Here is a 21,623-nt window from a genome sequence, read left to right as displayed (position 1 = left end):
ATAGGTGTAGTTCATTCTTAATATTTGCGACCTTTCCTTTGATATTAAGCAGTTGCATATGTACTTCTTTTTCTTAAATAAAAAGAGCGCCATTTATGCGCCCTATTCCTCTTATTTAATTTAAAGAATCAATAGGTTTATGATGGAACTCAAATCCATATCCAGATTCTCTTAATTGTTTACTTACAATATTATAAAACTCTTTACCATTCTAGTACGATTGAGCAGCAGTTATCGGAACTTATTCCCGGTAGTGTGTTACAATTAATAGAAGCGGAAAACGAGAATCTCCAATTGACTGGACCTGTGATTGGTTAGATGGTTTAAGAAGGTCGTATAAAAAAGGGAGATGGCGCAAAGATGGCGAGATCAAATGAGAATGATTTAACGGAGAAATTGGCGGAAGGTCACCGGAAATATGGTGATGGCAATTTTACAGTACAGAACATCGGTGATGAAACTAACCCGAATTGGACTGTCGTAAAAAATGTGAGGAAGGGATCGGCAGGCATTCGCGAAGGAGAAGATATATTAAGACTGCGATCAAAATATATAAAATAGTACGGAAATGGGCGGAGCGGGAGTTCGAATCTCTCCTGGGACGCTAAGAAAACCTTGTTATCTTTTTGATAACAAGGTTTTTTGTTTGTTTTAAATTAGTTGTTAATAAACTTGTCAAAGATAATCTTTCACATTATATTGTTTCTTCGTATCAACAAGCCAGTTAAAGGCGATCTCGTTCATCTCTTTAAATTGCTCTGCTAAGTTTACTTGTGCGTTTGAAATACGGCTGAAAGCGTTAGATGCCATATCTAAACTTTTATGTGCATATTTTAATGTAATGTCGTTGTCGTATGAAATTTCTTCAATTTTAAGTAAAGCCTTATATAAATCTTTTAATTCTTCAATATGTTTTTTATGAACATCAATTGAGTAATGCTCATCTCCCATTTGAAACTTAATTTCTATATCTAAATCAATCGTTCCTGCAGTTTCAAGTGCTACGTTTTTAATTTGATATTTACTATAGCTATAGCGGCGCAGTGTGCGTTTTTTACTTGTTGCGCTTGTACCATCTAGGTGAAGTAATCCTTTGTTTGTGAAGCAATATTCATCTGATTTGGATTTAATTAGAAAATAAATTTTCTCTCCATCTTCGTGCATCACGTAATCATCAGCATCAACTTTATCGTAATCTTTCGGTGTAATAACAGAACCTACATCGCTTAACCCTAAAACATCAGCAGCTACTTTTTTGAACATATATAATCCCCCTTGTAAATTAAATTCTTAATTGTACAAAAATATATTAACATGATTTTAACAAAGAGTTTTCTTTTAATGAGAAAATATTGGGAGGTAAGTTAAGAAAAGGAACGAATATTATTATAAAATATGTAAAAAGGTGCTGAGAAAAAGTGTACCATCATACAAGAACAAAAGGAGATTTAGCTGTTTTAAAGGCACAAGTTGATTTGTATGAAAAAGGATACATGATTTTAATGCTGCAAACAGAGCATTCGCCGTTTGATCTTGTAGTATATAAAGACGTGAGATTTAAAAGGGTACAAGTGAAATATAGAGAATTGAATGCAAGAGGGATACTAGAAGTTAGATTCCGATCTAGTTATTCTACGACAAGCGGAGTCACTACAAAAGAAGTGAATAAAGAAGAGATAGATGTGTATTGTGTATACTGTCCTCAAACAGATCTTTGTTATTATTTCAATCCAAAATTATTTAGTAAATCTATTAGTTTAAGAGTGGATTCTCCGAAAAATAACCAAGAGAAAAAAGTTAATTTTGCAAGTGATTATAGAGAAACTCCGTGAAAGCACCTCAAGCGATATGAGGTGTTTTTCAATCCTCTTTTGAAATCTTACAATTCTGTAAGGTAACTGTAAGGTAGTTCGATGGTAACAAATTGCTAATCCTCTATAATGAAGATAACAACGATAAAACGAGGAGGAAGAAATGATGAAAGGATTAGTTGTAACGGGCTTGACGGTTGCTTTTGGATTTGTAGCGTATGAGAAATTAACGTATGTAGTTGATGTTGTGAAACATTTGATTGCTTAGAGAAAACAGCCATGAGAGGGAAAGGGAATGAGTGAATGAATGGAATGGTTATTTTGACCTGGTCAAGAAAAACTGGAACATGAAATAGATTATGCAATTGATTTTGAATACTGATACGGAGTCATTCCATTTAATGATGAGTGCGGACGAATGGAATGGTAATACATATAAATAAATTCAGCTACTAACTGAGTTACTTGAGCGAGAGAAATCAGTTTTTCTCCATGCAAACATTCACGTTTAAAGATGCTAAAAAATGATTCGATCACAGCGTTATCCCAACAGTTCCCCTTGCGGGACATACTTTGTTGAATCTTTTGTTGCTTACAAAAATCAGTAACTGTATAACTGGCAAACTGGGATCCTTGATCACTATGAAATAAAATCTTTTTGTGACTTCCATAAACATTTTTAACTTGCTGAATTGTGTCCTTTACTAATTGCGCATCTTGGTGAGTATCCAAAGAGTAACCAAGCACCCGCCGGGTGCTAATGTCTAATGCAGCACAAAAATACACTTTCAATCCATTTACTAAACGAAATTCTGTAATATCACATACAACTGTTGGAACGTCTTTCTTACCAGGTTTAAAGGAGCGCTCTAGTACATTTGGGAATGTATAATGGTCTTGCTTTCTTTTTTTATAATACGTGACAACTTTTGACTTTAATCCAGCTCGACATAAAGCTTGTCTTACTTGAGATAAGCTCACCATAACATCTCTATTTATAAGATAACGGTACAGTTTTCGATACCCCATTCTACCTTTTAAACGTTTAAATTGCATGACAATATAAGCCGCTGTCTTTTTACGTTGTTTCTGACCTTCAGTGGCTTTACGATGAAAATAGTCGTAAAAACCACTCGCAGACACTTGTAATCGATAGCAAAGCCAGCGCACTCCAAATATGTGGTGATATTGTTTGATAAACTGAAAACGTGTTAGTTTTGGTTTTTGGCAAAGAAGGTTGCCGCCTTTTTTAAAAATTCATTTTCCTTTTTTAATGCCTGGATTTCTCTTCGTAAAGAACGTAGTTCTGCCATATCAGTTCCCTTACTATCTAAAAGTGGAGAAGAATATTTTTTTATCCATGAATTAAGAGTCCCATGTCCTAGATCAAATTCTCTTTGAATACTGGAAATTGTACGCCCTTCTTTGATTACCAATTCAACACATTGTTTTTTAAATGTTTCATCATACTGTTTTTTCATCTGAAACACCTCTTATATAGAATAATTTATCTCTATACTGTGTTCCAGTTTTACTGTACCACCTCAAAATGAATAAAAGTAACGAACAGAAAAAGGGCGCTCATAAGAGCGTTTTTTCTGTTTGTAGAATTCTAAACATATTTTATTTTTCAATATACATAGAAAGTATAATTGTACATGTATATGGGTGTCCTGTTTTATTTATTCCTTTCACATCAATTATAAGATTGTATATATCCGATTGCTCTATATGCTGTAACGTAGCAGATAAAATATTTGTATCTACTTGTCGAAATCCATCAGATTATGAACTCAGTGTAGCTGTCCAATGAACAACGCGAATCATAATAGAGACCACCTCCGCTTCAACAGTTTTTTATCAAAAGATGGGATTTTTAATTTTGCTTTATTAGCGGGTATTTTCAAATGGAAAGGTGCTTATTGTTGATACCGTACCATCATTAAATAGGCATCTTTACCTTCCGTGTTCATACGTATCTGCCAGTCTCCCACTTTCATACTTTTTAGTTGAAACATATGAATGAAAACCCCTTTAAAAAGATATTATGACCCTTTGTTACTAATGTATCTTGTTTATTATAAACCTTCCCTGATGAGGAAATAAGTTGTATCTCTACCTGTTTACTCGTTATTAAAATTAATACGGTTCCTGTTTTTAACGTATCTACAGAAAACATTGTGCCATTTTCTTAATGGGGAATCAGTTCTACACCTAAAATCGTTTGGTTTTCTGTCGTTCCTAACTCTGTATAGGGCTCACTCATAGAAGGAAAGGAAGATGTTGACTGCACTTCCTTTCCGAATGGAATCATGGTCTAATGTAACATCAGAAAAAAGGTGGATAGCGTACGGCATAAGTAAAAAGCAAAAGCTTGATAGCCATTATTAATGTTTTTGAGGTTTTACCTAATATTGAAATCATTCAAGCCAATGGACACGATTCACAGTTTACACATAGTGATTATAATCCTATGAGTACTGTGTTTACGGGGATTCAAATCCATTGGAATTACATTAAAGGCTCAAACGAATCAATTGGAAAAAATGAGGTTTGTAGCAGTTGTTGATTCAGGTGTTCAGAGCACACATCCTAATTTAAAGATAAGATAAACCTCGGTTATGATTATGTACGAAATAATATGGTTGATGTTTAAATAATGTAATTCCTTTTACGTCGAAAAAGAGAAGTCTGGAATGTAAATTTCCCCTTTTTTGGCTCACATATACACATACTTTTACTTTTTGAACAATTTTGTCAGACTACGGAAAACATTGTAGTTTTTTATATAAAGAAAATAACAGGAATAAACAGAGTATTTCACGTATATCTTAAAATGGTGATAACAACCCAAAAAATTCCATTTACACAAAAAAATATGTTTATAATACCAATAAAACATATAAAGTTCTGAGTTTCTTCACCGTCTCGAAAAGAGAGTATGCTATATCAAATCCATTTTTATAGGGGGGTATTTTATGAATTCATTACAAGAACAATCCATTATTCCTTATAATGTACTGGTAAGCCCGCCAAGGGGCACTGCAGGGAGTCAATTTGGTGATTTTGAGGACCTTATTACTTCCCTAAAAGAAGCATGGGTGGAATTTCAAAAAACAGGTAGTGACAAATTATTAACAACGGTTCTACAGAACGGATTCTCAGCAGCGAGTGGGGGAAGCTTCAATTATCTAGCAGTTTTACAAGCTGGTATAGGAATATTAGGAACAGTTTTAGGCGCTGAAATTCCTGGCGTTGCTGTTGCAGCACCAATTCTCAGCATGGTGATTGGTTGGTTGTGGCCACACAGTAGTAAAGATGATACTCAACAATTGATTAATTTGATTGATGCAGAAATTCAAAAACAGTTGAATCAAGCCTTATCTAATCAGGATAAAAATAATTGGCAGGGGTATTTGAATGCTATTTTTACATTAGCGAGCGAGGCAGCGGACACCGTAGTCGATGCGCAGTTTACTGGCGTACAAGGAGATCAAGACAGACAACCAAGACAACCAAGCACTTCAGATTATGTAAATGTTTATAATGAACTTGTTGCGGCTAATTCCGCTTTTATTATCGCCCTAAGTCAAATGGTCAATGGAAATTTTGACACGCTTGCGATACCTTTCTTTGTTATAGGAGCAACTGTACAATTATCAACGTATCAATCTTTTATCCAGTTTGCAAATAAATGGATTAATGTAGTGTACCCAGATCAAACACAAGGTGATGGGCTTACACAAAAACAAAATCTAGTTAGAATAAAAGGAATCATGCGGACAGCTATTCATGACAACACACAAAAAGTGTTTGATGCTTTTAAATCGGGGATGCCTTCATTAGGATCTGATAAAGCTTCGATCAATGCCTACAATGTATATATTCGAGGAATGTTGTTAAACGGCTTAGATATGGTTGCAACATGGCCTTCCATGTATCCTGATGATTATACTTCTCAAACAGAATTAGAACAAACACGTGTTATTTTTTCAGATCTAGTAGGGCAAGATCAATCTCGTAATGGAAATGTAACGATTCGAAATATTCTCGACAATACAACTAGCTATCAACATGGGACAATAGATTTTAACTCTATTTTTTATTTCCCTGATGAATTACAGAAGGTGCAAACCAGAGTCTATAGTTATAATCACGGTTCCTATTGTGGTGATTGTTACTGCTGGCCATATGGAGTTATTCTAAACTATCCAAGTAACACGTATAGATATGGTGATAATGATCCAGGTACCTCAGGTGATCATTGGCAAAACGCTCCTATAACAAACATTAATGCTGCAACTCAACATACGACATATGTTGATGGGGAGAACATGTGGGGAGATGTTAGTAGTTTTTCAGGTTGTAATCTACCTGGATACTGTTCTGGAGACTGCTCACCAGGAGGCAGTTGTCCGAGTAATAATGGCTATTTTCAAAGTTGTAATAGTCAGCTACCAAATCAAAAAATAAATGCGCTATACCCTTTTACACAAACAAATGTGTCGGGAGCATCTGGGAAATTAGGAGTAATGGCGAGTTTCGTTCCCTATGGTCTAAGTCCAAACAATGTTTTTGGTACAATCGATCCTGATACACTAAATATCGTTGGAAAAGGGTTTCCGGCAGAAAAGGGATTTCTTACGAATGGGAACCGTCCTGTAGTGGTAAGAGAATGGGTGAATGGTGCGAATGCTGTAAACCTTACTCCGGGAAATACTTTGTTGATAACAGCAACAAACTTAACAGCGGGAAAATATAAAGTTCGTGTACGTTATGCAAACGCTGGTACAACTACTGCATCTTTAACGCAAAGTGTAGTAGCAAATGGTGGCCAGATTCAAGGTGGTGGATGGGGATTTAAAAGTACTACAAATGCCAATATACAAGCAAACTTCCCAAATCAAGTATATGTATCGGGACAACAAGGAAATTATGTAGTCCAAGACATCTCATGGCCTGCAGGTGGCGGATCTGGTGATCCTCTTACTTTACCTTCAGGAAATGTGGTAGTAGCACTTACCTTACAGCCACAGGAAACAAACACACAAGTATTTATCGATCGGATTGAGTTGGTTCCTGTTAGTCAACCTACTCAGTCATCCGATAATATTATAAATTATACAATTACAAGTCCGCTTTGGGCTTACTGGAATGAATCCGGGGTAGGACCAGATAATTTTCCAACAATCTGGACAGCTAGCTCTGGTGAAAATGGGGTTTCTGCTAGCATTAATGCAACAAACCTTGATAACAATGTAACTTTTATTGCTATGAATGGAGATGATTGGTCTTCGGCAGTTCCAATGCAAGATGCAACTGGGGATTATTCGATAAGTAATGGGGATTATATTTTAAAACCTTATGGAGACCAGCCGTTCACCGTAATAAAAATAGGTAGCTATTCTTCAAACTACGTTACACGAGGAACGATTACTGGTACAGTGAATATACCTCAAAACTAATATGTTCCATTATTAATTAGTAGAGCCAAAGAAATAGTATGTCCTATTAAAGATCTAAAGGAGTGATTATATGATGATAAATACAGATCAAATAACATCCGCTGTTAAATTCCCTTTCAACAATTTGGCACAAACACGTGTGATGACACAAAGTCTTTTTTCGACCGATAATCCGAATCAACTAGCTCCCGGTGTGACCGATTACTGGATTGATTATGTGCATCAACAAGTTCAATCTCTACCAAATAGTTATGCAATAGAAAAACGGGAATTAAATACACAAGTGAATCAGGCAAAACGTCTGAGTAAATCACAAAATGTATTGCGCAGTGGGAGTTTTACAGGTGAAGGGTGGCAACTTGGACGCAAGGTGTTCATCTCATCAGGAGACTCACAATACGCGGGGCAGCAACTGGTGTTACCTCCTTCTTCCCTTGTATATCCATCTTATGCCTATCAGACTGTACCGGAATCAGTATTAAAACCGTATACACGTTATTATCTATCCGTTTTTGTCTTACAAGCGGATTCTCTACAAATTATGGCTTCCCGCTATGGAAATGAAGTCAATCAAGTCGTGAATGTAGCCTATTCTACGTCTCTGCCAACTTCTGTAGAAGGTGTTAACAGTAGTCCAAACTTCTTTCAATATCCAATTGATGTAGGTGCATTACATCCAGAAGCGAATATAGGCATTACAGTTGGTTTTACCGTACCGTCGAATGGATTCGCAAAAATAAGTCAAGTTTCCTTGACAGAGGGACGCCCACTAACTGCGGCAGAAATAAGAAAAGCACAAAACCAAGAGGAACAATGGCTACAACCCTATTTGGCGCAACAGGCACAAATCACTGCGGGTTTACAGCAGGCTACAAATCAATTAAATGCCATGTACGATTCATCCAATTGGAGCGGAACGATCGGACCAAACGTAAGTTATACCGATATAGAGAACTTAACAGCACTTCAAAACAGTGCTCCTCAAGAAGGATCTATGCCAGGTATACCAATGCAAGATCGATATGCACAACAAAAAGCAGCAATCTATCAAGCCGCTCTTCGCGCTTGGAATCAACTACAAGCACGGAATATTGTTCAAAATGGTTTGTTTCTTCAACAAGCACAAAACTGGAATATAGCCGGTACAGTGAGTTTCCCACAAGACAGTAATCGGAAACCTGTCTTGACATTATCGAATTGGGATAGCACAGTTACTCAAATCATTACCTTACCAAGTGAGGGCGGCAACACAGAGTATCGTGTTCGCGTTCGTGCCAAAGGACAAGGAACGATTTCCATTGTGCCACCAGGAAATCAAAGACATATGTTATTCTTCACCCAACCTACTTTTATGACCCAAGAATTCTATTTCTATCCAGATGCGAATACGAGCCAAGTGGATTTGATTATTCAATCAGAGGGTGCAGAGTTTACGGTAGATTGGGTAGAAGTACAAGAAATGATATATGAAGAAATCACACCACATAGTGTTTCAGGTGGAGATACAGTAATAAATACCATTGGGGTTGCTACTCCACTCGCACAACCAGGAGCATCTATAATGGCAACGGACTCTTCTCTAGGAGCACAGACAAACGTATCTGCGAATAACGCGAATTGTCAGTGCGGGCAACCTTCAAATAATATGAAGTCGCCTTGCCAATGTAAATAATCTGTTGTATTTTGGCTGTTTTACTCCAGAGAGAAAGGGCCTGATAAAAGAGCACTCCTATGTGCCATAGGAGCAAATTAGCCCATAAAAACGGAGTTGGAGGTATATGGTATTACCCCCTATAGGTAGACAGTAAAAAAAGAGTCCATCTGATATGATGGACTCAATACTGTTTTATCTGGAGGGGATTTTTTTATGGCAAGAAAAGGACAATCATTTCAAAAATATACAGAAGAACTAAAGCGAGAAGCAGTTCGTCTTCGATTAGAAGAGAGAAAATCATTGCGAGAAATTCGTGAACAACTCGGTGTGAAGAGCGATGCCCAGATTATTGAGTGGGTAAAACGTGCGCAACAGGGGGAGTCCTTTGATGATCAACGTGGTGTCTGGAATCGAAAGAATTTTAATAGTCTAGAAGAAGAAAATGCTTATTTGAAGGCACAGGTTGAGTATTTAAAAAAGCGCAATCCAAATCTACATGGGAAGGAATGGTCCTAAAGAAAGAACGATTTTCTCTTATCGATTCATTACGCCAAGCCTATCCACTCCGATGGTTGCTTCAAATCGCGGAAGTTTCTAAGGCTGGCTACTATAAATGGCGGAAATATCATAACGTGCAGCGTTTACGTCAGAAAAGGGATAGGTGGCATAAAGAACATATTTTATCTATTCATCGTCAGCACCCTTACTATGGGTATAAACGTATGACTCGTGCTTTGGCTCGAGAAGGAATGGTAATGAATCATAAACGTGTTCGTCGTCTTATGAGAGAGCTGGGTATTCAATCTATCATTCGAAAAAAACGTCCGTTTTATGGAAGAAAAACATCTGTGGTATTTAAAAATCATTTGAATCGAGAGTTTCAAGCTGAAAAGCAAAACCAAAAATTCGTAACAGATATTACTTATGTACGAATCGGAGAACAATTTGCCTATTTGTCAGCTGTGTTAGATCTATACAACAATGAAATTGTTGCCTGGAAGCTATCTTCAAGAAATGATTTAGATTTGGTTTTAACTACATTACGTCAATTAGAAGGGAAGTCATTAACTACTAAGCCCCTTTTCCATTCAGATCAAGGGTTTCAATATACATCTAAATCCTACGCAAAACAGTTAGAGAAATTAGGATTTGTCGGTAGTCATTCTAGACGTGGAAACTGTTTTGATAATGCGTGTATCGAATCATTCTTCTCACATTTAAAAACAGAGAAGTTGTATTTAGTGCGCCCAAAAACATATGAAATGGCCTACCGAGCAATTCAAGAATATATTCAGTTTTATAATACAGAAAGATTCCAAGAAAAACTTCACGGCCTTTCCCCGATAGAATATCGGGAAAAGGCCGTGGCATAATACTCTTTTTATTACTGTCTACTTGACAGGGAGATGACCAATTTGCCCTCTTTTTTTATCCCGCGTTAACGGACAGTAAAACCCCCACCTCAAAATTCAGTTGGAGCAAAGAAGTTAGGTGGGAGATCAACTGTCCATAAACGTCCGATTGGTTCAACTAATAATCAGTGGGGGATGAACAAAACCCCTACTGATTAAAGTTTCACTTTATAAAGTAAGGGGAATGCGAGATGGATATATACTTATTAATCGTCACGTTACTTGCAATTGCGATTGTTATTTTAGGGGTATCATGGTGGAAATGGCATGCATTTATTAGTTTAACAGTTGCGAGTTTATTTTTAGCTATCATGTCTGGATTGAATTTAACGAAGATAGTGACTGCCTATGAATCTGGTGTTGGTAGTGTACTAGGGCATTTAGTTGGTATTTTAGCTCTCGGTACAATTTTAGGAAAAATGATGTCCGATTCAGGGGCCGGCATGCAAGTGGCAGATTTCTTTATTCGATTTTTCGGTGTGAAGAAACTACCGTGGGCTATGTTATTTGCAGGATTTGTTATAGGGATTCCAGTATTTTTTGAAGTGGGGATCGTCATTTTATTACCACTCGTTATTTCCATCCGAAAAACGACGAAGCAAAATATATTATTAATTGCGTTACCTGTCATTGCTGGATTATCTATTGTTCACGGGCTAGTGCCTCCGCATCCAGGTGCGATGACAGCAATCGGTATTTATAACGCGAACTTAGGAAAGGTACTTTTATATTCATTACTTATCGCGCTACCAGCAGCTATTATCGCAGGACCGATATTTGCAAAGTGGGTACATAAAAGGGTTATACCTGAAAATGAACCAGAGCTTATTCGAGTTACGACTGTCTCAACTGATTTACCGAGTCGTAAAGTTTCATTCTTTATTATTTTATTACTAGTTGTATTGATGATTTTATCAGTCGTTGCACCATATATTTCATTACCGAAAAAGATGACTGAATTTTTTGTATTTATCGGAAGCCCAGTAATTGCTTTACTTATTTCATGTTTCGCAGCATTTTATTTACTTGGGATAAGACAAGGAATTAATAAAAAGATGATTAAAAAATTAACGGATGAAAGTTTATTACCAGTCGGTTCCATTATTTTAATTATCGGTGCAGGCGGTGGATTTAAACAAATATTAATTGAAAGTGGCGTTGGAACAGCGATTGCGCAAATGGCAGAGCATATATCGTTATCACCAATTGTATTAGCTTTCATGGTAGCTGGATTAATTCGAATTGCAACAGGTTCAGCAACAGTAGCGTTAACGACAGCAGCGGGAATTGTTTCACCAGTTATTCAGCACATGTCTGGTGTGAATTTAGAATTGCTCGTTATAGCAACCGGTGCAGGTTCATTAATGTTTTCTCACGTAAATGATGCAGGGTTCTGGCTTGTAAAAGAATATTTAGGTTTGACAGTAAAAGAAACGTTTAAAACGTGGACGGTGCTGGAAACATTGTTATCATTTATTGCATTCGGTTTTGCTCTTTTGTTGAATATGTTTCTTTAAAGGATACCTGAATAGGTATCCTTTTTTAATAAAGTCCAATTCCTAAAACAAGCCCGTTTTTAGGTAAGCCAAGCTTCCTATTCGCCCTGAAAACATAATATAAATGGAATCCCCTCATTTAGAACAAGAGGAACTTGTTATGAATGATACTAAAGGAGGAATAGGGTAATGAGCGAAAAGTGTGAACACAGACATGATGATTGTAACCGCAGACATGGTTGCGGCGGCGGTTTTGCGCTTCTAATCGTATTGTTTATTTTATTAATCATCATCGGTGCTAGCTGCTTCGGCGGTGGCGGTTCTTGTGGTTATGGTGGTTACGGCGGTTATGCTGGCGGCTACGGTGGATATTGCTGCTAATTAAAAACTATTGAAAATGGCCTTGTGCGTATTGCACAAGGCCATTTTATTCATATTTTTATGTGTTGTGATAATTTATTAATATATAGAGATCGGATTAAGAAGAAGAAAATGATCTCAATAATCCCGAATAAAGTGAGTACGATACATGTCTCTTTCAGTAATGAGAAAGAAAACATGCTTTGTAAAAACTTAATGGCGAATATTGTATGAATACCAGCAACAATATAAGGAACGAAAAATAATATTCCTAATTGAATCGTTGCAGAACGAAACATTTCTGATTCTGTTAAGCCAAGTTTTGTAATCGTAATATACTTTTGTCTTTCAGTTGTTAAGTCGTTATACATACGGAAATATAAAACGCTAGCCGCACCGATAAAGAAGATAAAGCCAAGAAATGCCCAAATAAAGAATTGAGCAACTGCATTCCCTTTACCGTAAATGAGTTCATCCGTAGCTGTATATATGAAGAAAGGAACTTGAGCGTTCTCTTCTGTATGCTTTTCGTAGAACTTACGTGCATCGCCACTAATAACACGTAACATATTTTTTGTTGGAACGATTGCATTTTCCCAGTTTTCTACGAAGTAGTTATAGATTACGGTTGTTTCAATATGAGGAATCATATTATCAAATACATAATCTTGTACGACAGCTAAATGTGGGAATGCAAAGGATGGTTCTATTCCTTTATTAATAAACCCTTTAATATGAAATTCTTTTTTATTAGATCCAAGTGTAATCGTATTATGCTTTGCAAATGGATTAGATACGAGATTGAGAAGTTCTGGTGAGTGGCGAGAAATAATATACACTTCTGTAGAATCAATTGTTATTTCCGGCCTTTTCAATTGTTTAGCAATTGCGTTATAATCACTCATCTTCATAAGCATAATGTCTTCTTTTGAAGCTGTATCTTTTACTACTGTAAACTTATATTTTCTGTACTGAAAATTACTATTTGTAAGCTCAGTTTCAATTGCAGTAATATGCTTTTGTTCAAGGGAATTGTCACCTTCTGATGTATAAGTGAAGGGGACGGGATATCGTTCTAGTACCGATGCTGTTGTATTGTTATTAGCAGCGAATAAACCAATAATAATCGTAAATGCTAGTGCAGATAGCATAGAAACGATAAAGAGTACATTAATATTACTACGAGTCCGGTTAGCTAAATCTGAAATCCATAACATATTTATTTGCTTCATATAAAACTTTCTCCGCTTTTTCAAAATAAAGATAAAGAGAAGAAATGTTTGTGAAAAGAATAAATATGTTCCTACCACTACGAGCGGTAAAATAGATAGCATAATTAAGAATACAGATCCATTTTGTGCATTTTTTTCTGTTATATAGCCTTGCGGATAACCAGCGATATAATAGCATAGTGCTAAACAAATTAAAGCAAATAATGAAATGAGTATAGACGGTCTTTTTTCGCTTTTTTCCTTTTTACTATTTTTAATTAATCGAGTTGTTTTACGAGTACGAATAAACATCGGTGTAAACGTAGATACGATGAGAAATAAAATAATAAAAGTTATTGTCGTTACGATAATAGCTTCTGTTGGCCAATATAAATAGAGGCCTTTTGCGTTTGTTAATTTAGAAGTAACGAGTAAGAAAAAGTTAGAAAAAACAAGACCGCCTTGAATACCAGCAAAAATAGCGAGCATTCCAATAATCATATTTTCAGTAAACAAAAGACGTTTTAATTGTTTTTGAGATATACCGAGAACAGTTAAAACGCCGAATTGCTGCTTCCGAACATTTAAAAATGTTCCGATTGAATATAAGAGAAAGAAGAACGAGAACAAAACGATAACAAACTGTGCCATGCCGGCTAAGTTCATCAGTGGATCTTGTTCCTGTAATTTATTCATAATTTGTAAGCGTGGATGATACGCGTATACAGTAAATGAAAAGAAAACCATAATAGAAAAAGCACTACTTACAAAATAAGCGAAATATGCTTTAGAATTACGCGAGACATTTTTAAATGCGAATTGCCAAAATGTCATCCACGTCTTCCTCCTAATAATGCTAAAACATCTAATATTTCTTGATAAAATTTCTCACGGTACAATCCGCGGTGTAGTTCATTGTAAAGCTCTCCATCTTTAATGAAAATAACACGGTTACAATAACTTGCTGCAAACGGATCGTGCGTAACCATTAAAATCGTTGCATCTTCTTCTTTATTTAATTTCGTAAATAGCTCCATTACGTCAATTGCCGCTTTTGAATCTAAGTTTCCTGTCGGTTCATCGGCAAGTAGAAGTGAAGGATGATGAATAACAGCACGTGCTACTGCAGTACGCTGTGCTTGTCCTCCAGAAACTTCAAAAATACGCTTGTCCAAAATATGATCAATTCCAAGCTTTTTTGAAATGTTATCAAGCTTTTCATCCATTTCTTTTAATGGAACATTATCTAATGTTAAAGGTAGTACGATATTTTCACCGATTGTTAGTGTATCTAGTAAGTTAAAGTTTTGGAAAACAAATCCTAACTCTTGTCTTCGGAAAATAGCTAACTTTTCTCTACGAAATGTGTGCGGTTTTTTTCCGTTAATCACGACATCACCAGAAGTCGGAGAATCGATTGTAGAGATAACGTTTAAAAATGTAGATTTCCCGCTACCAGATGGTCCCATAATGGCAACGAATTCCCCTTTATCCACGTGTAAATTTATATTTTTTAAAGCAGTATGAGGGACTTTTCCCTCATATACTTTTGAGACGTTTTTTATGTGTAATACTTCTTCCATAGTAATCACCTTTCTACTTTTTAAAACTTAATGTGTTGTGATAATTTTTGCATATAAAAGGAACGAATTAAAAGGAAAAATAAAATTTCAACCGTTCCAAAAATCATAAGTACGACTGTAATCTCAGCGAAGAACGAGAGATGTAAAACTTCTTGTAGCATCTTTGTCGCAAACATCGTATGAATCGATGCCATAATGTATGGAACAAAGAAAAGAATCGCAAGTTGAATTGTAGCAGATCGTTTCATCTCAGCTTCTGTTAAACCGATTTTTGTAATCGTTACATACTTTTCTTGTTCATTTGTTAAATCTGTATACATCCTGAAGTAAAGGACACTGCCAGCACCAATAAAGAAAATAACACCTAAGAAAGTACCAATTAAGAAGAACGAAGCGACATTTTGTTTTGTTGTGTATAGAGAATCGCTCGCTTCACTTGCATGGAAAGGCTTGTGCTCTGCTTGAATGTTGTTCCCGTCGGTATTAGTTTTGTCTATGAATAACGAGCCGATGTTATTAGCTTTTTCCCAGTCCTTAACTTTAAAGCTATATACACTCATCTGTTTTGAAACGGAGGATAATGCTTCTACATTTTCATCAGATAGTATGAGCAATTGGTATATTAAGCGATTTGGGAATGGGTTATAACTTTTATATTCTTTCACTTGTAGTTGTAAATTGTTTTGAGTAAGTGTAAGAGTATTTTTCTTGTCTTTATTATGAAGCGTTCCAATAACTTGATCATCTAAGTCTTTCATAAGAATATAAGATTCATTCTTATTTACTGTGAGCGTTTCCCAATTTAAAGCCTTAGCAAGTACATTATAGTCACTTTGTTTAATTGCATAATAGAGCTGCGAATTTTCTTCCGCTGAAGATACTTCATATATATCCGTTTTAAATTGTTTATAAGTAAATTGCTCTTCGTTAAACTTTTGTTTTAACCAATTTAAATGTTCATCTGCTAACGTATTTTCAGTATGTGATAAATATGTAAAAGGAAAAGGATTTTCTCTTACTGTATCGAACTTCATAAATTTACCAAAACCATATAAGAATGTAATCATAGTAAAAGCAAGTGTTGATAGCATCGCTACAATAAAGAGCATGTTAATGTTTGTCCGAATGCGCGCTGCTAAATCAGAAATCCAAAGCATATTAATTCGCTTCATATAAAATGTTCTTCGCGTTTTTAATATACGAATGAGTAAAAAACTAATTTGTGAAAAGAAAAAGTATGTTCCAGCTGCAATAAGCGATGGGATGACAAATATACTAGAGACGGCATATAAAAGCCCAATGATGTCACCTAGCGACATAAAATACAGCGGATTTGCGGCTAACGTATATCCACATATTAAACACATCGCACCAAATAGAGAGATAAGAACGGATGCTTTTCTTTCTTTTTGTTTTGTTCCTTCTTTTAAAAGACGTACGGCTTTTCTCGTACGAATGAGCATCGGTGTAAAAGATGATACGAGAATGAAGAGCCCAAGAAAGATGATGATAGTTAAAACGATAGCACTTGTAGGCCCATATAAATATAAACCAGGTACGTGTGTAATTTTGGCGGTAACTAACAAAAAGAACTGCGAGAAGACAAGTCCAAGTTGAACGCCGAAAAAGATGGAAAGAACACCAATTAGCATGTTTTCTAGAAATACGAGTCTCTTTAATTGTTTTTGAGATATGCCAAGTACTGTTAAAATCCCAAATTGCTTTTTTCGTACTTTTAAGAAGGTACCGATTGAATATAGTAAAAAGAAAAACGAAAAGAATACAATGACAACTTCTGAAATTGTCATTAATATGTTCAGAGCAACATTCACGTCTGTCATATGCAATTTAGGATGAAATAAATAAACTGCAAATGAGAAAAAAATTGCGATGGAAAACGCACTGCTTACAAAATAGGCGAAATAAGCTCTGGCGTTCCGCGTCACATTTTTAAAGGCAAACTGCCAAAATGTCATTCACCTAAACCTCCTATTAGAATGAGCATGAAAAAGGAAGGATGAGATCCCACCTTCTCATGTGATAACTTTTTTTATATGTTAACCATTCGTATACTGTGATAATTTTTGCATATAAAGTGAACGAATGAAGAAGAAAAAGATAATTTCAACGAATCCAAAAATAATAAGAACGGCTGAAACTTCTTTGAACAAAGATAGACCAATTACATCTTGTAGCATTTTCGTTGCAAACATTGTATGAATGGATGCCATAATGTACGGAACGAAAAATAAAATACTAAGTTGAATGGTTGAAGATCGTTTCATCTCTGTATCTGTTACACCAATTTTAGAAATCGTTATATATTTCTCATGTTCGTTCGTTAAGTCTGTATACATTCTAAAGTAAAGAACGCTACCAGCGCCAATGAAGAAAATAACTCCTAAAAATGTCCCGATTAGGAAGAATGCCGCACTGCCTGATGTTATTTTGTATAACGATCCTGCTGATTCAAAGGAACGAATAAGAGGCCCTTCATACTGGAATTTATTTCGATCTTTTTGCACTTTTTCTATAAAATTATCAGCAATTTCATATGTCTGTTCCCAGTTTTGAATTTTGTAATTGTATGCTGATATATGTTTTACGGTGTTAGGTAAGTTATTTACGATAATATCAGGCAACACTATCGTTTGATATGAAAAGTCAGATGGGATTGCGTTTACATGCTCATAGCCTTTTACTCGTAATTTCGTATTTGTACTAGAGAGTGTAATGTAATCTCTTTTGTAGCTTTGCTCAAATTCATTGAATATGGTGATATAAGATGTCCCTGTTAGCACATATGCTTCGTTATCATCCATAAATAGTTGTTTCATTCGTAAAGAATCTGCAAGTTTGTTATAGTCACTTTGCTTAATTGCGTATACGTCATTATAAATAGCTATATCTTTATCTTCTTTTAGTGGTGTTTCATATATATCAGCTTTTATTTTTTGATAAGGGAAATGCTCTTTTTGTAATTGTTGCTCAAGCCAATTTAAATGCTCTGTAACAAAAGGGTTCGCATCATAAGAAAAATAAGAAATTGGGAAAGGAGAAGTTCTATTAACCTCTAGCTTAATAAATTTTCCGAATCCATATAGAAACGTAATCATTGTGAAAGCGATAGTAGATAGCATCGCTACAATAAAAAGCATATTAATATTCGTTCGAATACGGCTCGCTAAATCCGAAATCCAAAGCATATTAATCCGTTTCATATAAAACTTCCTTTTTTTCTTTAAAATATAAATAAGTAAGAAACTAATTTGTGAAAAGAAGAAATATGTTCCGACTGTAACAAGCGTTGGGATAACGAAAATACTTGAAACCATATATATAACACCGATTTGCGGGCTTACTGATACAAAATATTTAGGATTTCCAGCTAACGCATAACCACCAAATAAACAAATCGCACCAAATAATGAAACAAGTATGGATGGTTTTCTTTCTTTTTGTTTTCCACCATTTGCTTTTAAAAGGTGTACCGCTTTTTTTGTACGAATAAGCATTGGTGTGAATGCAGATACAGTGATAAAAAGACTAAGGAAAACAATAGTTGTTAAAATAAACGCTTTAGTAGGACCGTATAAATATATTCCTGGAATATGCGTAAGTTTGGCTGTTACTAATAAGAAAAATTGAGAAAAAACAACTCCAAACTGCATGCCGAAAAAGATAGATAAAACCCCGATTAACATATTCTCCATAAAAACAAGACGATGTAATTGTTTTCTCGATATTCCTAAAATGGTCAAAATACCAAATTGTTTTTTTCTAACTTTTAAAAAAGTACCAATGGAATATAGTAAAAAGAAGAAAGAGAAAAATACAATTACTACTTCTGAAAATATCATTAATCCTGAAATTTCAGAGGTCATGTCAAAGTTTTGTAATTTCGGATGGAATAAGTAAACAGCAAACGAAAAGAAAACAGCAATGGAAAAGGAACCACTTACAAAGTAAGCAAAATAAGCTCTTGAATTACGCGTTACATTTTTAAATGCAAATTGCCAAAATGTCATAAATTATACCTCCGGCTAGAAGATATAGAAGTAGTTGTATTGCAAAAAATGTATGAGAGTGAGTTCTCATACATTTCGCTTACATATGTTACGATCATGCTTCGGTCACCTTCTCCGTATGTTCTGCTTGATTATTTGCAGCGTTGTGGAAGATGATTTTAATCGTCGTTCCTTTACCAACTTCAGAATCTAGTTTGACAGAGTGACCTAAGTAATCACAAATTTTACTTACAATATAAAGTCCCATACCAGTAGATTCTCCGAATGCACGACCGTTTTTCCCAGTGTAAAACGGTTCAAATACTCTTCGAATATCTTCTTGTGGAATACCCACACCTTCATCACGAACTTCTAAAATAATATCTTTTCCGTTTCGGTAAGCAGATAAGAAAACTTTCTTTCCGCGTTCCCCAGAGTAACGAACAGCGTTTGTCATTAACTGATAGATGATAAATTTTAGCCATTTCGCATCAGAAGCAACTTTTAAATCCGAATGGACTTCTAAAACAGGGAAGACACCATTACGAATGAATAGTTCTTTTAATCCGTTAATATTTTTTGTTACTGTATCTTTTAATGAAATTGTCTCAACATGGAAATCTTCATGGAAGTTATTTAGCCTTGCCATATATAAAGCCATATCGAGTCCTTGATTTAATCGTTCTAATTCTTTTTTGAATTTCGGAATCAAATGCTCATCTTCCATTTCGAGCACCATAAGCTGCATAACGGATACAGGTGTCTTCATTTGATGTACCCAATGATTAATAAATAATTGATGTTCTTGTTGTTTTACTTCATACGATTGTAGTTCTTTTTGGAAGAGGCGGTACTGCGTACGCACGAGTTCATTGACACCGTGAGGCATCGGAGCAGTCGCTCTTTCAATAAACGCATCTTCCATCTTTTCTGGTTGCTCACTTAATCTATGGTACATTCTACGATTGCGAACGTAACGATAAGCGAGGAAACAAATAAATAAGTATAAACTTAAAACGACGAAGTAAAATTTATTGTTTTGAAATCCATCTACTGCATCATAAAGAACGAAGATGATACCGAAGTTTAATACGTACAGTAGGAAAAATGCAAAATGATCACGTAAAAATAGCTTCATGCTTATTCACTCCAAGTTGCGTTAAAACGATACCCAAGTCCACGTACTGTTTCAATAGAATTCTCAATACCAAGTTCATTAAACTTTTTACGAAGACGCGTAATGTTTACGTTTAATGTATTTTCCTCAACAAAACTTTCGTCATCCCAAAGCGCAGCTAATAAATCTTCACGGCTCGCTGTACGAGGGAATTTAGATAATAACATTTCTGCTAAAATTGCCTCTTTCTTCGTTAAAAGAACTTGTTCAGATCCAAAATGAATTTCTGGACGTTCAGGGAATAGTTTTAAACCTTCTACTTCAACGATACGTTCAGAAATATTTGGTGCATAATCACCGTAAATACGGCGTAATTGTCCTTTAATTTTCGCCATTACAACATCGTAGTGGAACGGCTTTGTAATGTAATCATCCGCACCGCTTTCAATCGCCATAATTTGTTCCATCTCACCTGCACGAGCTGAAATGAAAATAATAGGACAAGTAGATTCATGACGAATTTGGCGGCACCAGTAGAACCCATCGAATTTCGGTAAGTTTACATCAAGTAAAACAAGATGTGGTTTCACTGCGTTAAACGATTCCATAATATCATCGAAATTCTCTGCAACAACAGCTTCATAGCCGTATTTTTGAATGTGAGATTGTAGTAATGATGAAATATTTGGATCGTCTTCAACGATTAAAATTTTATACATATGTATATTCCTCCTCAAAAAAACAATTGTAGCTATAGTGTATCATGTGTTTCAAGTCTTTTCATTATGTTGAAAGATAAGCTAGTAAACAGTATAGGTTAAAAATGAGAAAAGTAAAAAGTATTATAGGAATAATTCAATATATTTTCCTTTTAAATATATGAATGGATAAAAGTATTATATTTTTTTATGAAATTTGGAACTTTATTTTGCTTACCGTCCAATATATAGTGAGAACATCGTTAAGGAGGGGGCACTACTTGGCAAGTAATGAAGATATACATACCTGGATAGAACGCTTATTAAAAGGTGATGAGGAGGCTTTTGAATTTATATTTAACTTAACAAGTCAGAGAATCTATGAAACCGTCTTTGCTATAGTTAAAAATCGGCATGATACAAATGAAATCGTAAATGAAATCTACTTTCAACTTTGGAAATCTATTTCAACATATGATCAATCTAGACCGTTTCTATTTTGGTTGAATGGAATTGTTTACAAACAGATTAGTCAATGGAGAAAACACATATGGAAGAGGATGCGCTTATTTGAAAAACAACAACTAAGTGATGATCCTGTTGTAGAAGTTCCAGAAAAAGTATTATTAAGAAAAGAAGCAGAAGAGCTGCTTTCCTTTTTAACCTGCGTACTCTTTAGATTTTATTCAATATAGAGTAATTGGCGTAGGGTACAAAATAAAAAGGGGCGTATAGATAATTGACAATTAACTAAAATCATTTTAACATTTAGATAAATATCTAAATGTCTAATTAATGAGGGGAAGAAA

At 35.2% G+C, this 21,623-nt stretch carries 17 protein-coding genes and 2 pseudogenes; 8 read left to right on the top strand and 11 right to left on the bottom strand.

The window, feature by feature from the left end; all coding sequences use genetic code 11:
• Nucleotides 1–115: 115 nt before the first annotated feature.
• Nucleotides 116–208, bottom strand: a pseudogene (locus F3I02_RS35100) (DUF6572 domain-containing protein); the annotation flags it as partial.
• 152 nt (nt 209–360) lie between these two features.
• Here F3I02_RS35100 and F3I02_RS07095 point away from each other — a divergent pair.
• Nucleotides 361–561, top strand: a complete 201-nt coding sequence (locus F3I02_RS07095) for a hypothetical protein (protein ID WP_000124460.1) — start codon at nt 361–363, stop codon at nt 559–561.
• Between the two features lie 95 nt (nt 562–656).
• Here F3I02_RS07095 and F3I02_RS07090 read toward each other — a convergent pair.
• Nucleotides 657–1,263 (bottom strand): annotated as a pseudogene (locus tag F3I02_RS07090) (PH domain-containing protein).
• A 155-nt stretch (nt 1,264–1,418) separates the two neighbouring features.
• On the opposite strand from F3I02_RS07090, the gene F3I02_RS07085 reads away from it, so the two are divergent.
• Nucleotides 1,419–1,832: a group I intron-associated PD-(D/E)XK endonuclease gene (locus tag F3I02_RS07085; RefSeq protein ID WP_000274744.1), complete on the top strand. Its 414-nt coding sequence runs from the start codon at nt 1,419–1,421 to the stop codon at nt 1,830–1,832.
• A 336-nt stretch (nt 1,833–2,168) separates the two neighbouring features.
• On the opposite strand, the gene F3I02_RS07080 is transcribed toward F3I02_RS07085, so the two are convergent.
• From F3I02_RS07080 to F3I02_RS34355, 3 genes are all read right to left on the bottom strand, one after another.
• Nucleotides 2,169–3,068: an IS3 family transposase gene (locus F3I02_RS07080; RefSeq protein WP_196477923.1), complete on the bottom strand. Its 900-nt coding sequence runs from the start codon at nt 3,066–3,068 to the stop codon at nt 2,169–2,171.
• A complete protein-coding gene (locus F3I02_RS07075; protein WP_230876755.1) occupies nt 3,023–3,292 on the bottom strand; it encodes a transposase in 270 nt (89 codons plus the stop codon). Before F3I02_RS07075 ends, F3I02_RS07080 begins: the two co-directional genes overlap by 46 nt.
• 710 nt (nt 3,293–4,002) lie before the next feature.
• Nucleotides 4,003–4,125, bottom strand: coding sequence for a hypothetical protein (locus F3I02_RS34355; protein ID WP_269061754.1), 123 nt, complete (start codon nt 4,123–4,125; stop codon nt 4,003–4,005).
• Between the two features lie 664 nt (nt 4,126–4,789).
• Between F3I02_RS34355 and F3I02_RS07070 the strand changes: the two genes are divergently transcribed.
• From F3I02_RS07070 to F3I02_RS07050, 5 genes are all read left to right on the top strand, one after another.
• Complete coding sequence (locus F3I02_RS07070) at nt 4,790–7,276, top strand: insecticidal delta-endotoxin Cry8Ea1 family protein (protein ID WP_196477778.1); 2,487 nt, start codon at nt 4,790–4,792, stop codon at nt 7,274–7,276.
• 70 nt (nt 7,277–7,346) lie between these two features.
• Complete coding sequence (locus tag F3I02_RS07065) at nt 7,347–8,948, top strand: hypothetical protein (protein ID WP_196477777.1); 1,602 nt, start codon at nt 7,347–7,349, stop codon at nt 8,946–8,948.
• 195 nt (nt 8,949–9,143) lie between these two features.
• Nucleotides 9,144–10,303, top strand: a protein-coding gene (locus F3I02_RS07060) for an IS3-like element ISBth8 family transposase (RefSeq protein WP_196477519.1) whose coding sequence is annotated in 2 segments (ribosomal slippage) — nt 9,144–9,402 and nt 9,402–10,303 — 1,161 coding nt in all. Because the reading frame shifts where the segments join, the coding sequence is not laid out codon by codon here.
• Between the two features lie 230 nt (nt 10,304–10,533).
• Entirely contained in the window at nt 10,534–11,859 is a 1,326-nt protein-coding gene (gene gntP / locus F3I02_RS07055) for a gluconate permease GntP (protein ID WP_196477776.1), read from the top strand.
• Between the two features lie 168 nt (nt 11,860–12,027).
• Nucleotides 12,028–12,219, top strand: a complete 192-nt coding sequence (locus F3I02_RS07050; protein ID WP_001290399.1) for a YjcZ family sporulation protein — start codon at nt 12,028–12,030, stop codon at nt 12,217–12,219.
• A gap of 50 nt (nt 12,220–12,269) precedes the next feature.
• Here F3I02_RS07050 and F3I02_RS07045 read toward each other — a convergent pair whose 3' ends face one another.
• The 6 genes from F3I02_RS07045 to F3I02_RS07020 form a co-directional block, all read right to left on the bottom strand.
• Nucleotides 12,270–14,243, bottom strand: a complete 1,974-nt coding sequence (locus F3I02_RS07045) for an FtsX-like permease family protein (protein ID WP_046946140.1) — start codon at nt 14,241–14,243, stop codon at nt 12,270–12,272.
• Nucleotides 14,240–14,992 carry an ABC transporter ATP-binding protein gene (locus F3I02_RS07040; RefSeq protein WP_000393250.1) on the bottom strand — a complete coding sequence of 251 codons (753 nt, stop codon included), beginning with the start codon at nt 14,990–14,992 and terminating at the stop codon, nt 14,240–14,242. Before F3I02_RS07040 ends, F3I02_RS07045 begins: the two co-directional genes overlap by 4 nt.
• A 20-nt stretch (nt 14,993–15,012) precedes the next feature.
• Nucleotides 15,013–16,968, bottom strand: a complete 1,956-nt coding sequence (locus F3I02_RS07035) for an FtsX-like permease family protein (protein WP_196477775.1) — start codon at nt 16,966–16,968, stop codon at nt 15,013–15,015.
• Between the two features lie 81 nt (nt 16,969–17,049).
• Complete coding sequence (locus F3I02_RS07030; protein WP_196477774.1) at nt 17,050–19,020, bottom strand: FtsX-like permease family protein; 1,971 nt, start codon at nt 19,018–19,020, stop codon at nt 17,050–17,052.
• Nucleotides 19,021–19,114: 94 nt separating this feature from the next.
• Complete coding sequence (locus F3I02_RS07025; RefSeq protein WP_000765341.1) at nt 19,115–20,137, bottom strand: sensor histidine kinase; 1,023 nt, start codon at nt 20,135–20,137, stop codon at nt 19,115–19,117.
• Between the two features lie 2 nt (nt 20,138–20,139).
• On the bottom strand, nt 20,140–20,835 hold the full coding sequence (locus F3I02_RS07020; protein WP_000276738.1) for a response regulator transcription factor: 696 nt from the start codon (nt 20,833–20,835) through the stop codon (nt 20,140–20,142).
• A gap of 260 nt (nt 20,836–21,095) precedes the next feature.
• On the opposite strand from F3I02_RS07020, the gene F3I02_RS07015 reads away from it, so the two are divergent.
• On the top strand, nt 21,096–21,509 hold the full coding sequence (locus F3I02_RS07015) for a sigma factor (protein ID WP_000157862.1): 414 nt from the start codon (nt 21,096–21,098) through the stop codon (nt 21,507–21,509).
• Nucleotides 21,510–21,623 lie beyond the last annotated feature (114 nt).

Origin of the sequence: Bacillus sp. SRB3LM, from assembly GCF_015712745.1 — a bacterium.
Taxonomy (GTDB): Bacteria; Bacillota; Bacilli; order Bacillales; family Bacillaceae_G; genus Bacillus_A; species Bacillus_A thuringiensis_K.
This window is presented reverse-complemented; position numbering and strand designations above follow the sequence as displayed.